11 protein-coding genes and 1 pseudogene are annotated in these 12,946 nt (G+C 66.2%); 5 read left to right on the top strand and 7 right to left on the bottom strand.

From position 1 onward, the window contains the following. Window positions 1-314: 314 nt before the first annotated feature. The gene (locus tag ACVWWW_RS01035) at window positions 315-1,031 is read left to right on the top strand and encodes a 2OG-Fe(II) oxygenase (protein ID WP_027083633.1); all 717 of its coding nucleotides are present in this window, start codon (window positions 315-317) and stop codon (window positions 1,029-1,031) included. After that, entirely contained in the window at window positions 1,028-1,363 is a 336-nt protein-coding gene (locus tag ACVWWW_RS01030) for a hypothetical protein (protein ID WP_027083634.1), read from the top strand. Before ACVWWW_RS01035 ends, ACVWWW_RS01030 begins: the two co-directional genes overlap by 4 nt. A gap of 222 nt (window positions 1,364-1,585) precedes the next feature. Here ACVWWW_RS01030 and ACVWWW_RS01025 read toward each other — a convergent pair whose 3' ends face one another. Both ACVWWW_RS01025 and ACVWWW_RS01020 read right to left on the bottom strand, forming a co-directional pair. Next, the gene (locus ACVWWW_RS01025; RefSeq protein WP_027083635.1) at window positions 1,586-2,017 is read right to left on the bottom strand and encodes a response regulator; all 432 of its coding nucleotides are present in this window, start codon (window positions 2,015-2,017) and stop codon (window positions 1,586-1,588) included. A 7-nt stretch (window positions 2,018-2,024) separates the two neighbouring features. Then, window positions 2,025-2,996 (bottom strand): ATP-binding protein, encoded by a 972-nt coding sequence (locus ACVWWW_RS01020; RefSeq protein WP_196804390.1) that lies wholly within the window; start codon window positions 2,994-2,996, stop codon window positions 2,025-2,027. 71 nt (window positions 2,997-3,067) lie between these two features. Between ACVWWW_RS01020 and ACVWWW_RS01015 the strand changes: the two genes are divergently transcribed. Next, entirely contained in the window at window positions 3,068-4,942 is a 1,875-nt protein-coding gene (locus ACVWWW_RS01015; RefSeq protein ID WP_456998615.1) for an SLC13 family permease, read from the top strand. On the opposite strand, the gene ACVWWW_RS01010 is transcribed toward ACVWWW_RS01015, so the two are convergent. From ACVWWW_RS01010 to ACVWWW_RS01000, 3 genes are all read right to left on the bottom strand, one after another. Then, window positions 4,887-6,074 (bottom strand): sensor histidine kinase, encoded by a 1,188-nt coding sequence (locus tag ACVWWW_RS01010; protein WP_081672197.1) that lies wholly within the window; start codon window positions 6,072-6,074, stop codon window positions 4,887-4,889. The genes ACVWWW_RS01015 and ACVWWW_RS01010 overlap by 56 nt on opposite strands. A gap of 392 nt (window positions 6,075-6,466) precedes the next feature. After that, window positions 6,467-7,729 carry a cation:proton antiporter gene (locus tag ACVWWW_RS01005; protein ID WP_027083637.1) on the bottom strand — a complete coding sequence of 421 codons (1,263 nt, stop codon included), beginning with the start codon at window positions 7,727-7,729 and terminating at the stop codon, window positions 6,467-6,469. Between the two features lie 60 nt (window positions 7,730-7,789). After that, entirely contained in the window at window positions 7,790-8,878 is a 1,089-nt protein-coding gene (locus ACVWWW_RS01000) for a PA0069 family radical SAM protein (RefSeq protein WP_027083638.1), read from the bottom strand. Between the two features lie 73 nt (window positions 8,879-8,951). On the opposite strand from ACVWWW_RS01000, the gene ACVWWW_RS00995 reads away from it, so the two are divergent. After that, window positions 8,952-9,380: an MbcA/ParS/Xre antitoxin family protein gene (locus ACVWWW_RS00995; RefSeq protein ID WP_027083639.1), complete on the top strand. Its 429-nt coding sequence runs from the start codon at window positions 8,952-8,954 to the stop codon at window positions 9,378-9,380. Between the two features lie 59 nt (window positions 9,381-9,439). On the opposite strand, the gene ACVWWW_RS00990 is transcribed toward ACVWWW_RS00995, so the two are convergent. Continuing rightward, window positions 9,440-9,616 carry a hypothetical protein gene (locus ACVWWW_RS00990; RefSeq protein WP_456998760.1) on the bottom strand — a complete coding sequence of 59 codons (177 nt, stop codon included), beginning with the start codon at window positions 9,614-9,616 and terminating at the stop codon, window positions 9,440-9,442. Between ACVWWW_RS00990 and ACVWWW_RS00985 the strand changes: the two are divergent. Continuing rightward, a pseudogene (locus tag ACVWWW_RS00985) lies at window positions 9,599-10,100 on the top strand (RES family NAD+ phosphorylase). The gene ACVWWW_RS00990 and the pseudogene ACVWWW_RS00985 overlap by 18 nt on opposite strands. Before the next feature lie 564 nt (window positions 10,101-10,664). Here ACVWWW_RS00985 and ACVWWW_RS00980 read toward each other — a convergent pair. Next, window positions 10,665-11,066: a hypothetical protein gene (locus ACVWWW_RS00980; RefSeq protein ID WP_155914387.1), complete on the bottom strand. Its 402-nt coding sequence runs from the start codon at window positions 11,064-11,066 to the stop codon at window positions 10,665-10,667. Window positions 11,067-12,946 lie beyond the last annotated feature (1,880 nt).

Below are 12,946 nucleotides of genomic sequence, written 5' to 3'. Positions count from 1 at the left end.
TATCGCCCTTAGAGCCAGTCGCGTGCCAAGTTTTTAAGTCGTTGTTCGGAAAGGTGTTTCTCCCGTGAAGGCTGCGGCCGCTTGGCCTTCGGGACCGGGAAACGTTGCGCGAATGCAACACGGGTCAGGAAGAATTCACCGACATCGCGACGCCGTGACAGCGGCCATTTCCACGCTCGCGCCCGCCGGACGACGCAGGGCAACGGTTTGCGCGGCCCAAGCGGCTGTCGGCGCGAGCGATCACGGCCGTGTTTCATCCACGCAACCGTGACCCGCGTGCGAGGATCAGCGCCCCGGCCGAACTCCCCGATCGCATGAGCCCCGACGCCCCCGCTCCGTCCGACGACTTCATCCACGTGGTGGACGGCGCGCTCGACGCGGCTTGGTGCGCGCGGGTGGTCGAGCGCCTCGCCCGCAGCGCCGAACTGCAGCCGGGCCGTATCGGCGGCGGCGTCTTCCCCGACATGAAGGACAGCCGCGACCTCGCCATCTCCGGGCGCGAGGACTGGCGCGACGTGGTCGAGCCACTCAACGAGGCGGTGATCGCCGGCCTGCGGTCGTATGTGCGCCGCTGGCCGCACACGCTGGTCGCGCCGCTGATGCTGGAGACGCAGGAAGACGGCAAGCGCCACCGCCTCACCGGCGAACGCCTGCAGGCGATGGACGATGCCGCGCTGACGCCGCTGCTCATGCAGATCTTCCGGCCCGGCATGATCAACCTGCAGCGTTACACCGCCGGCCGCGGCGGCTATCCGTACTGGCACTGCGAGCTGATGCCGCGCGACGCGAGCGCCGAGACGCTGCATCGCCACCTGCTGTGGACGGTCTACCTCAACGACGCGTTTACCGAAGGCGAGACCGAATTCCTCTACCAGCGACGCAAGGTCGCGCCCAAGACCGGCTCGCTGCTGATCGCGCCGGCGGCGTTCACGCATACGCATCGCGGCAATCGTCCGCAGGGCGGCGACAAGGTGATTGCGACCAGCTGGATCCTGTTCCAGCGCGCCGAAATGCTGTTCGGCGCGCGATGAGCGCGATGCATCTCTACGAGGTCATCCGCTGGGGCAACGAGTCGGACGACGTCGACAGCGGCGGGCCGGATGGCCCGGACACCTGCTTCCTCGTGCGTGCTGCGTCGGTCGAAGACGCCGCGTCACTGGTGGACCGCGAACTCGCGCGCATGCCGAGCGAATACGTGCTGCCGTTCGCCGGCGCGGTCTATCTGCTGGGCGATGACGCATCGACGCAGGCGAACGCGATGATCCTGCGCGGCCCGTACATCGCACGCGCCTATCGACATGGCTGGCGTCATTGGTATCGCGAAGCGCCGGATGCGGCGTGGGACGAACGCGTCGATCGCTGACAGCAGCGTTTCGATCAGCGGTTCTTCGCGAACGCGCTCAGCACGACGATCGCCAACACGGCTTCGACCGCGCCGAAGCACTACGCAGCCGCTCCCGAATGACCGATCGCTTCGATCCCGGCGTGCGCGTCGATGCATCGCCACAAAGGCGCAAGCGCGTCGCGACCAACGCGACGGGCAACGTAATGAACAGGGTGAGCGCGACACGCGTCGCGCGACGGCTCAAGGCCGCGAGTGGTTCAGCACGAGCCAGTACAGACCGACCTGCTTGACCGCCCACACGAACTGCTCGAAGTCGACCGGCTTCTGAATGTAGCTGTTCACGCCCAGCGCGTAGGTGGCTTCGACGTCGAACGGCTCGGTGCTGGTGGTCAGCACGACGACGGGCAGTGCGCGCGTCGCTTCGTTCGCACGGATCGCCTGCAGCACTTCGCGACCGTCGACCTTCGGCAGGTTGAGGTCGAGCAGCACGAGCGAGGGAAGATCGGCCGCATCGCGATCGGCGAACCGACCGCGTGCGAAGAGATAGTCGAGCGCTTCGGCGCCGTCGCCGACCACCGCGAGCTGGTTCGCGATCTTGGCTTCGTCGAACGCGAGCCGGGTCAGCTCGACGTCGTCCGGATTGTCCTCGACCAGCAGGATTTCTTTGTGCATCCGCGCCTCAGTCATCGACAGCGGGCAGGTCCACGGTGAACGTGCTCCCCTGACCCTCGGTGGACTCGGCTGTGACATGTCCGCCATGCCGATGCGCGATGCGTTGCGCGATGGCGAGACCGAGCCCGTGGCCTGCGCCCTGGTCCAACCCGTGCAGGCGCTGGAACGGCTGGAACAGCTTGTGAGCATACTGCATGTCGAAACCGCTGCCGGTGTCGCGGATCAGCAGACGCATGCGGTTGCCGACGCGTTCACCGTGTACTTCGACGCGTGCATCGGCCGCGTTGCGCGTGAACTTCCACGCGTTCTCCAGCAGCACCTTGAGCATCTGACGCAGCAGGCGTTCGTCGCCCACCGCCTGCAGGCCGGGCTGCACGTCGACGGCGACGGTGCGGCCGGGTTCGAGATCGTGCAGCTCGGCCAGCGCCCATTCGCAGAGGATCGACACGTCGACCTCCGCCGGATTCATCGGCGCGCTCGCCGCGCGCGACAGTTCGCCGAGTGCGAGCAGCAGGCCCGACATGCGCGTCGCCGCGGCGCGGATGCGCGAGAGATGCATGCGCTCGGATGCGTCGAGCTTGGACGACGCGCGATCCTCGAGCAGCTTGGCGAAGCTTTCGATCGACCGCAGCGGCGCACGCAGGTCGTGCGCGACGGTGTCGGCGAACATCTGCAGCTGGCGCTGTTCCGCATGGCCATCGGCCGGTGCGTCGAGCCATTGCGCAAGCCAGTGCGCGCCGTCGACCGGATGCACGTGCAGCTGGCCGCCGGGCAACGCGGCGAGCGTCACCGGTGCATCGAGCGAGGCAATGTCGGCCAGACGCGGATCAAGCTCAACCAGCCGCGCGTCGGCCGCGATGTGCAGGCGTCGGGTGAATGCGGCATTGGTCGCGATCACGCGCCCATCGGCCGCGACCAGTGCAGTCGGTGCCGCGCACGCCGAGAGCCACGCCGCGGGGGCGACGGCCGTCGGATCCATCCGGTCGGTCGGCATTGAGGTGGGCACGGGGAAGGCCGGCTCGCGGAAACCACCGAGTGTAGCCAGCAGGGGTGACGGGGTGGTCCACGGACGCTCGCGTCGCCTGCACCGGCCGCGATGGCAGCATCGGCTTCGACCGTCGCGGCGCGCCCATGGATTTCCACCAGATCACGTTCCTGCTGATCCTCGCCGGCTCGCTCTACCTGTTCGTGAGCGAGCGGCTGCGCGTGGACGTCACCGCGATGCTGACGCTGCTCGCGCTGGTGCTGACCGGCGTGCTCGATTCCAAGCAGGCGCTGTCCGGCTTCGCCAGCGAGCCGGCGATCATCGTCGCCGCGGTGTTCGTGATCTCGGGCGCACTCGCTGCAACCGGCCTGACCGAACGCCTCGGCCAGTGGATCGGGCGTGCCGCGGGCCAGGCCGAATGGCGCGCGGTGCTGGTGATCATGCCGGCGGTGGCCGCGCTGTCGTCGTTCACCCACCACGTGATGGTGACCGCGATGATGCTGCCGATCGTGACCCGTTTCGCGCGTGCGCGCGGGCTGTCGCCGTCGCGACTGCTGATGCCGATGTCGCTGGCGGCGTCGCTGGGCACCACGCTGACGCTGGTCAGCGCGCCCGCGTTCCTGCTCGCCGCCGACCTGCTCGAGCGTACGCATACCGGCCGCCTCGGCATCTTCTCGATCACGCCGATCGGCCTGGCGCTGGTCGCGATCAGCATTCCGTACATGCTGGTCGCGCGCTGGATCCTGCCGCGCGGCGCGGGCGCGGCCGACGACTCGGACTGGATGACGCTCGGTCAGTACCGCACTGAGCTGTGCATCGTCGAAGGCGAACGCTGGAGCACGCGTCCGCTCGCCGAGCTGAAGGAGATGCTCGGCGACACGTTCCAGTTGCACGGCTGGGTGCGCGATGGCCGCGTGCGCGACGACCTCGGCGACAACAGCCCGCTGATCGCCGGCGACCTGCTGCTGGTCGAAGCCTCCGCCGATGCGATCGCGTCGCTGCATGACGATCCCGGCCTCGACCTGCACGCCGTCCGGCGTTTCGGTCATGAAGTCGACGGTGCGGGTGACACGCAGCTCGTGCAGGCGCTGGTCGCGCCGGCGTCGGAATTCATCGGCCGCTCGCTGCGCGAACTCGACTTCGCACGACGCTTCCACACGGTCGTTGCCGGTTTATGGCGACGTAGCGGCTTGCAGTCCGCGCGCGTAGCGGATCAACGCCTGCGCGAGGGCGATCTGCTGGTGTTGTACGGCCGTGCATCGCGCTTCGCCGAACTCGCCGCGCACCACGGTTTCTTGATGCTGATGCCGTTCGCTGGCGAAGCACAGCGCCGCCTGCGTGCGCCGCTCGCGCTCATCATCCTAGGCGTGACCGTGCTGGTCGCCGCGACCGAATGGCTGCCCGCGCCGCTCGCCTTCCTGTTCGGCGCGGTCGCGATGGTGGCCACGCGCTGTGTCGACGTCGAACGCGCGTATCGCGAGATCGACGTGCGCATCTTCGTGATGATCGCCGGCGTGATCCCGCTCGGCATCGCGATGGAATCCACCGGCACCGCGCAGCTGCTGGCGAACGGGCTGCTGCACTTCATCGCGCACTGGCCGGCGCTCGGCGTGCTGCTGGTGATGTTCGGCGCCGCCGCGTTGCTCACGCAGATCCTGTCCGACGGCGCGACCACCGTGCTGCTCGCACCGATCGCGCTCAACATCGCCGAGTCGCTGCATCTGCCGGCCACGCCCTTCGTGGTGTGCACGGCGCTGGGCGCGGTGGTCGCGTTCCTGACGCCGATCGGCCACCACGGCAACCTGCTGATCCTCGGCCCCGGCCAGTACCGTTTCGCGGACTTCCTGAAAGTCGGCGCGCCACTCACCGCGACGGTCGCGATCGTCAGTGCGTGGATGGCGCAGTGGTTATGGCTGGGTGGTCCGTTATGGCCGACGTGAGCGACACCGCGACGGGTGCGCTTCGCGGCACGCGCAGTTCGAAGATGGTGCCGCGTTCGCTGTCGGAACTGACGCGAAGCGTGCCGCCATGCGCCATCGCGATTTCCCGCGCGATGTAGAGGCCGAGCCCGAGGCTGGTGGTGCGCGTGGTCGCGGCAGGCAGCTGCACCAGCGGCTTGAAGATGCGCTCGATGTCCTCGGCAGGCAGCGGTCGGCCCTGGTTGATGACGCGCACGACGAGATCGTCGGCGTGGCCTTCGGCTTCCAGTCGCACCGCGCAACCGCTTGCGCCATGCTGCGCGGCGTTGACCAGAAGGTTGGTCAGCAACTGCTGCAGACGCACGGGATCGGCATGGCTGCGAAGATCGCCGTCGAGCTGCATTTCGAACTGTGCGTTCGGATACGTCGCACCCGCATCGACCATGGCCGCACGCACGACGTCCGCGAGATCGCATTCGACCAGCGAGGTCGGAATGCCCGGCCCCATCTGCACGCGGGTGTAGCCGAGCAGGTCGTCGACCATGTGGTTCATGAAGCGTGCCGAGCGCGACGCACGTTGTCCGAGCTGGCGCGCCTGCTCGGGTGAGACGCCGGTGCCGGTCAGCAACTGGCCGATCATCGCGACGGTGGCGAGTGGCGAACGCAGGTCGTGGCCGAGCACCGCGAGGAACAGATCGCGCGCGACGTTGGCGCGTTCCGAGTACGCGACGATCGACTGCGCGAGCGCCTGGTCGATCGCCTCGTTGAACCGCACCATGTCGTCGAGCGTTTCCTCGTCGACTTCGCCGACCGTCGGCAGCCACTGGCGTAGCACGGTGGCGCGCAGCGCGCGGAATTCCGCGCTGAGCTGCAGTAGGGAAAAGTCACTGTCCTGTCGCAGTGCGCCGTGGATGGCCGCGGCGGTGCGCGGGCCGCGCGCGTCATCGGAATCACCCTGCGACTTCGCGAACTGTTCGTCCTGCGACTGCGGCGACTCGAGATCCAGCGCGACCGCATGCAGGATGTCGCGCGCGTGGTCGCGCAGCGCGAGGTCGGTCATGTGCGACTCGCCCGGCGCGTTGCGACGCGCGAAGTCCTCCCAGTCCGCGAGGATCGCGTCCATCTGCGTCTGGATGAATCGGGACAGCTGCATCGAAAGCTCCTTGCGACGACTCGGGCGTGCGTGCCGGACGCGAAACGTCCATGGCGACGTCGGGAGTGCGGAGTGCGATGCGGCGGTGGCATGCCACCGGTATCGATGCAGTGTAGGCGTTCGGTGAACTGCACGCGCCGCAGTCGGAACGGTAGCCCGCCACCACTTGCGAGCGGATTCGAGCTGCCTGCGTCGATGCCGCGCGTTCGGCGGTGACTGCCAGCGAGCGACGCCCGGGTTTCCACGCGTGCCGCTTAGCGCGCGATTTCGTCGTGAACCATCGGCCCGGCCCGGTATCGCGATGGCGTCGACCGTCACTGCGGGGTTGATGGCGTACCGACGCATCCGTGGCGCGTCGGTCCGTGTTCGCGCACCCCTGGCCCGCGGCACGATCAGTGCACCGTGGGAGCGAGCTCCGACCGTGACGACGACAGCGCGCGCACGATCACGCGGCGAATGGTCAGGCCCTGCACCAGCACCGAGAACACGACGACCGAATAGGTCAGCGCGAGGATGAGGTCGCGCGCCGCGCCGGCCGGCAACGACAGCGCGAGCGCCACCGAAATGCCGCCGCGCAGCCCGCCCCAGGTCAAAACTTTCCACGCACCGTGCGGCAGGCGGAACAGACGCGGCGCCACCTGCATGGGCAGGCCGACCGCGAGCCAGCGCGCGAGCAGCACGAGTGCGATCACCGCCGCGGCGGTCGCGAGCGTCGCGCTGTCGAACGGCACCAGGACGATCTCGAGACCGATCAGCACGAACAGCAGCGCGTTGAGCATCTCGTCGAGCAGTTCCCAGAACAGGTCGACGTGGTGGCGTGTGGTGTCGCTCATCGCCTGCGCGCGGCCGCGGTTGCCGGTGAGCAGGCCGACCACCACCAGCGCGAGCGGCCCTGACACATGCAATGCCGTCGCGAGCCGGTAACCGCCAAGCACCGCGGCCAGCGTCAGCAGCACTTCGACCTGGTAGTGGTTGATGCTCCGCAGCAGCAGGAACAGCGCGTATCCGACCAGCGCGCCGAGCAGCAGCCCGCCGCCGGCTTCATGCGCGAGCACGCCGAGGCTGTGCGACCACGTCGGCGCCTCGCCGCGTGTCGCCATCTCCAGCAACACCGCGAACAGCACCACGCCGACACCGTCGTTGAACAGCGATTCGCCCGCGACCACCAAGCCGACGTCGTCCGGTGCATTCGCCGTGCGCAGGATGCCCATTACCGCGATCGGGTCGGTTGGCGAGATCAGCGCGCCGAACACGAAGCACCACGCCGGCGCGAGCGGAAGCCCGAACAGCGGCAGCAGCCACCACAGCGCGACACCGACGATCAGCGTCGACAGCACGGTGCCGCCGACGGCGAGCACGCCGACCTGCCAGCGGAACCGTCGCAGCAGGCTGACGTCCACGTGCAGCGCGCCGGCGAACAGCAGCATCGACAGCAGCCCGTCCATCAGCAGCCGCGAGAAGTCGATCGACTCGACCAGCCGCGTCTCGAGGTCGTGCAGGCTCGGAAAGCCGAGACGATCGAGCAGCACGAACAGCACCGACATCGACAGCGCGATCGCCATGACGCCGATCGTCGACGGCAGGCCGACGAAGCGCGCGTTGAGATACGCCAGCAGCGCGGTGACGACGAGGCAGATGATCGCGATGTCGAACATGGCATGACCGATGGCGGGGTCGCCGCAGTCTAGCCATGCGCAGCGTGTTGCCGCGCGACGTTAGAACAGCTCGCCCTGCGGCGTGGCCTTGCGCGGCGGCGTGAACCGGCTGGTGTCGAGTTCCGGATAGCGCGTGTAGCCGAGGCGCGCACGCGCCTTGCGGAAACGCTGCTGCACGAGCTGCGCGAACACGCCGGTGCCGGTCATCCGCGTGCCGAAGTCGGCGTTGTAATCCTTGCCCCCTCGCATCTGCTGCACCAGGCTCATCACATGCGCCGCGCGTTCGGGGTAATGCAGCTCGAGCCACTCGCGCCACACATCCTTCAACTCGTGCGGCAGGCGCAGCAGCGTGTAGCCGGCTTCGCGCGCGCCGTGCTCATGCGCGGCTTCGAGGATGTGCTCCATCTCCATGTCGGTGATCATCGGGATCACCGGCGCGACCATCACGCCGACCGGCACGCCCGCATCCGTCAACGCCTTCATCGCGCGCAACTTCGCATGCGGCGCCGACGCGCGCGGTTCGAGTTTGGATGCGAGCCGGTTGTCCAGCGTGGTCACCGAGAAATGCACGCTGACGAGGTTGTCGCGCGCCATCTGCGCGAGCAGGTCGACGTCGCGTTCGATCAGCGCGCTCTTGGTGACGAAGCTCGCCGGATGCTTCGTTTCCGCGAACAGCTCGAGCACCTGCCGGGTGATGCCGTAGCGGCGTTCGATCGGCTGGTAGGCGTCGGTATTGATGCCGAGCGCGGTGGCCTGCGGCACGTAGCCGGGTTTCGCCAACTCTTCGCGCAGGCGTTCGAGCGCATTGGTCTTGGCGAACAGCTTCGTCTCGAAATCCAAGCCGGGCGACAGGTCAAGATATGCATGCGACGGCCGCGCGAAGCAGTACACGCAGCCGTGCTCGCATCCGCGATACGGATTCAGCGACTGCGAGAAGCCGACGTCGGGCGACTGGTTGCGCGTCAGGATGGTTCGCGCGCGCTCCTCGGTGACCGTGGTCGCGGGCTTCGGCGCGTCGATCAGGTCCTCGTAGATCGAACCCCAACCATCGTCGGCGCCCTCGATGGTGGTCACCTCGAAACGGCCGGCCACGCGCGATGCGGCGCCACGGCCCTTGATCGGCTTCTGCGGCTTGCGCGCGTCGGTCATCCACCGATTGTCGGTGGCGCGCGTCTCAACCTGTGCGACCGGCGCGTCACGGCCGCTTGGTTGGGGCGGCCGTATGATTGGGCGCCCGCTTTCCGATGTCGTTGATGCGCGCCGCCCTGCCCGTCCGGCACCCGCCCGCCAGGACCTCAGCGGCCCTGCCCTCCGTACGTTCTTCGAGCTCACCCGGACGTGGGGCCTGAGTCCCGACGAGGAGCGGGTCCTCCTCGGCTCCCCGGGCCGCTCGACGTTCTATCGCTGGAAGCGGGATCAGGAGGGTCAGCTGCCGTCTGACGTCCTTGAACGCATCAGCTACCTCCTTGGCATCCACGAGGCACTTCGGTTGCTCTTTCCGGCGCCAGAGCAGGGCTATAGCTGGGTCAAACGACCGAACAGCGCACCGCTATTCGGCGGCGACAGCGCCTTGAAACGCATGCTTGGCGGGCGGGTTGCGGATCTTTACGTCGTCCGGCAGTACCTGGATGCGCAGAGGGGCTGGAACTGATGCTGACGCGCTCAAGGATCGAGTGGCGCCCAACCTACCGAATCGTCTCCAGCCGCCTTTCACCAGTCGGCGTGTTTGACGACATCGCAGCGCCGGACGATCTCGAAGCGCTTTACGAGATCGAAGGGCTCACGAATTCCCGGCTTCGCGAGGAACTCGGCCAGATACGTCTCGTTCCGGCCGATCGCCGGCGCGTCGGGCCAGGTGCCGCGCCGATCATGGCGGCTTTTACGCACCTCAATCCCGACGGCTCGCGCTTCTCCAACGGCAGCTACGGGGTCTACGACGCCGCCTACGGTCGCGAGACCGCGATCTCGGAAACAGCGCATCACCGGGCGCGTTTTCTGGCTCGAACCAAGGAGCCGCCCACCATCGTCGAGATGCGGTGCTATCTCGCTGACGTCATCGCTAGCTCGATGACCTGCGCGGAGGTTTCCCCGACATCACGACCCCGACAGCTACGTAGGATCACAGCGCCTGGCGATGGAGCGAAGGGCAGCTGGAAGCGACGGCACTGTCTACGACAGCGTTCGCCACCCAGGCGGTCAATGCGTCGCGCTTTTCTATCCCGACCTCGTACAGCCTGTTCGCCAAGGCCCCCATCTTTATTACCACTGGGATGGAGACACGATCACGCATGCGGCGATCACCAGCGACATCATCCTCTCGCCGGTTGCCGGTTGCCCGGCTGACGCGCTGACGCCTACTCCCCACGTATGACGTACGGGCCTGATAGAAGAAATCGTGCGTTGCGAGTGCCGATCAGCCTGACCATCGTCCCCTCATGATCATGTCCGCTATCGGCCAGAAACGGACATAGTCAACCCGAGTAACACCTGAGTTAAGCCGCCGCCGCGAAGCGGCGTCGGCTTGGACGAATGGTTAGGGCGCTGGCTGCACGGCGAAGAGTTCCGCTTTGCCGCATCGCTGGCACACATAAAGGTCGAGAACCTCTCGATTGATGAAGAAGTCGCCGAGCACGAGTTCACGAGCATACGAGCCATCATGGAATTGCTTTCGGCCCGAGTAGACCATTTTGGAAGCGCACCGCGTGCAACTGAGTTCGCGCTCGACGGCCGGATCGGCGGTGGCGAGCTCGCTACGCCACCCTGCGGGCGGAGGCGATCCATCGCGCCCCGTGCCGCATTGCCAGCACAAGCCGAGTTCGTCGTCGACGTCAGATCCGCATTTTCCACAAGACCAAGTCATGTCTATTCCTGCGCCCTAACACCTGAGTTAAGCCGCGCCGCGAAGCGGCGTCGGCTTGGACGAATTGTTAGACCCCTACCAGCCTTGGGCCTGGGCGAACGCTTCTAGCTGTCGATCGATCTCAGCAGCAAGCGCGGGCGAGGTATAGAAATACAGGTCTGGCGCATCAAGGTCATCCTTGAAGGCCACAACGACCAACCGTTCCGGTTTGCCTTGGAACGTAACGGAGTACTCCCAGCCCGCCTTGCTTTCGACCGGTAAGTAATCGATCGCCCCGCTCAGCTGCTCAGCTTGTATAGAGCCGAAACCGGATGGCAAGGTTTTCGCCAAGCCAGACAGGAACGGTTCCACCCCTTCTTGGTCGAAGTTCATGGAAGCCTCGGCCAAGCCCGACACATCGGGTGGTGTCGGCGGCGCGGCGCAGGAAGTGCCGACGAACGTCAAAGCCATTGTCGCGAAAGCGATGAACCTGTTCATGGGGCCTAACACCTGAGTTAAGCCGCGCCGCGAAGCGGCGTCGGCTTGGACGAATTGTTAGGCGGCAACATACCAAGCTACGCCGAAGAGCTTTCAGGCTCGCCAGCGCGATGCAGGCGCTCGCAGCCGCCAACGAATAAGAGCGCACCAATCAACGACGCCGGGAGTGCGAAGAAGACAAACACCCCCGCAATAAAGAGGGAATAGCCTAGACCGGAGGAGCCGGCCATTACGGCAGCTCCAGCAGCCGACGCTAGCGCGGCCGCAGCCGCCATTGCGAAGGCCGGGCCCTTACTCACTGGAAGGCGTTGACCTGCCCATGGCGCCAAGAGAAAGCCACTTAAGAACAACGGGCCCAGCAGCCCGAGTAGCGTGCCAACCAACCCGGCAAGGCTGGCCGCGTTGCCTGGTCCGAAGCACAGGACGACTGTCAGAAGGAGCAGGAGAAAGAGGCCCGCTGGGACCGAAAATGCCCGGAACATCACGCCTCTGTACTGCGAGCGCAGGTCTTCTGCCATTGCCGCCTAACACCTGAGTTAAGCCGCGCCGCGAAGCGGCGTCGGCTTGGACGAATTGTTAGGCCTCACGTCTGTGACTGTGGCGGCCGCCGGACAACTACAAGCGACGAGACAAGCCGCAAGCTACCAGCTTGTTAGCCAGTCGGAGCGCAGCACGATACTCACTCCGATCGTTCTGCTTATAGTTGATGATGGACATCGTGTCGCTTGAGCGCTGCAGACCTGTGACTAGTAGGCTCTCTCGGCCATGTTCCGTCAGAAGCCTTATTCGTCGGCCCGGCGAAGCAGGAAGATCCACAAAAGTTGAGCCCGCCACGAAGGAGAACTTGCCGATCTCAATAGATAGCTCTCCCTCGTCAACTACGGTGGCCATGGTAGAGAAGTGACCCCGCATTCCATTTGAAATGTTGGCACGCAGCACGCCAGGGCCCAGCTTGCATACACCGAAATACGTGCTCAGGGGAAAAAGCTCGCCGGACAGCATGTCAGAATCGCCCGGCTAGCCCGTAGGCGAACGCCAGTTTTGTGCCCGCGCGCCCGGCGAGATTGCGAGCATCAGCAGACCACTTAGCAGCACGGACCTCGCAGCTGAGTCGAACACTAGATCCCCCGACAGTGAAGTTCGGTCCAGCGGGCGCGACAGGGCCGCCGAGTGAGGCCTAACACCTGAGCTAAGCCGCGCCGCGAAGCGGTCGGCTTCGACGAATTGTTAGGCCTCACTCGGGATCGGCTCGTTTTGAGTGGACGATAGATCTCGGCACTGCCTAGCGAAATCATTGCGCGACAGCTTGGCGATGTTCGCCTTCGCTTCCTCAAATGTGTGCCCATATTCGGGCAACTTGCGCACGGCTTCTACGAGACGGTCGTCTAGACCGAGCGAGCGTGCAACAGCGGTCTGATACGGGTTTCCGTTAGCCGGCTGCGATTCGTCGCACGCTTTTGCCAAGGCGTCGAGGCTTGCAAGTAGCACGGCGGACGCGGGATCGACGCAGGCGCTGCCGGAACAAGGCTCTGTAGCCCCCACGGGTGTTGCCGCCGCACCGGCTACGACGCTGAGCGATGCGAGAAGTAGACCGCTTTTCAAATGAGTCGCCTCGAGTTGGAGTGCAGGACCTAACACCTGAGTTAAGCCCCGCCGCGAAGCGGCGTCGGCTTGGACGAATTGTTAGGGCCCAGGGCCAGCGTAGGCGCCGCCCTCTGCCTTGCCGGTTGCCAGCTCTACCTGAAACGGGTGCCACGAGCCATCAAAGTGCCACGCCTCTCCAGTGGCGTGCGCCGACGTGACGCCAAAGTTCTGAAAGCCGTCCCACGCTAGACGGCGGCTGCGCCATTCGATGCCCGATGGGCCGAGTCGAGATAGCG

The sequence above is a fragment of the Lysobacter sp. HA18 genome (assembly GCF_054057595.1).
The sequence above is the reverse complement of the archived record's forward strand: the minus strand, read 5'-3'. Positions and strand labels throughout refer to the sequence as shown.

What these genes read in the sequence shown, in the direction of transcription:
- ACVWWW_RS01035 (WP_027083633.1), top strand. Translation starts at nt 315, where the DNA reads ATGAGCCCCGACGCCCCCGCTCCGTCCGACGACTTCATCCACGTGGTG.
- ACVWWW_RS01030 (WP_027083634.1), top strand. Translation starts at nt 1,028, where the DNA reads ATGAGCGCGATGCATCTCTACGAGGTCATCCGCTGGGGCAACGAGTCG.
- ACVWWW_RS01025 (WP_027083635.1), bottom strand. Translation starts at nt 2,017, where the DNA reads ATGCACAAAGAAATCCTGCTGGTCGAGGACAATCCGGACGACGTCGAG.
- ACVWWW_RS01020 (WP_196804390.1), bottom strand. Translation starts at nt 2,996, where the DNA reads ATGGATCCGACGGCCGTCGCCCCCGCGGCGTGGCTCTCGGCGTGCGCG.
- ACVWWW_RS01010 (WP_081672197.1), bottom strand. Translation starts at nt 6,074, where the DNA reads ATGCAGCTGTCCCGATTCATCCAGACGCAGATGGACGCGATCCTCGCG.
- ACVWWW_RS01005 (WP_027083637.1), bottom strand. Translation starts at nt 7,729, where the DNA reads ATGTTCGACATCGCGATCATCTGCCTCGTCGTCACCGCGCTGCTGGCG.
- ACVWWW_RS01000 (WP_027083638.1), bottom strand. Translation starts at nt 8,878, where the DNA reads ATGACCGACGCGCGCAAGCCGCAGAAGCCGATCAAGGGCCGTGGCGCC.
- ACVWWW_RS00995 (WP_027083639.1), top strand. Translation starts at nt 8,952, where the DNA reads ATGATTGGGCGCCCGCTTTCCGATGTCGTTGATGCGCGCCGCCCTGCC.
- ACVWWW_RS00980 (WP_155914387.1), bottom strand. Translation starts at nt 11,066, where the DNA reads ATGAACAGGTTCATCGCTTTCGCGACAATGGCTTTGACGTTCGTCGGC.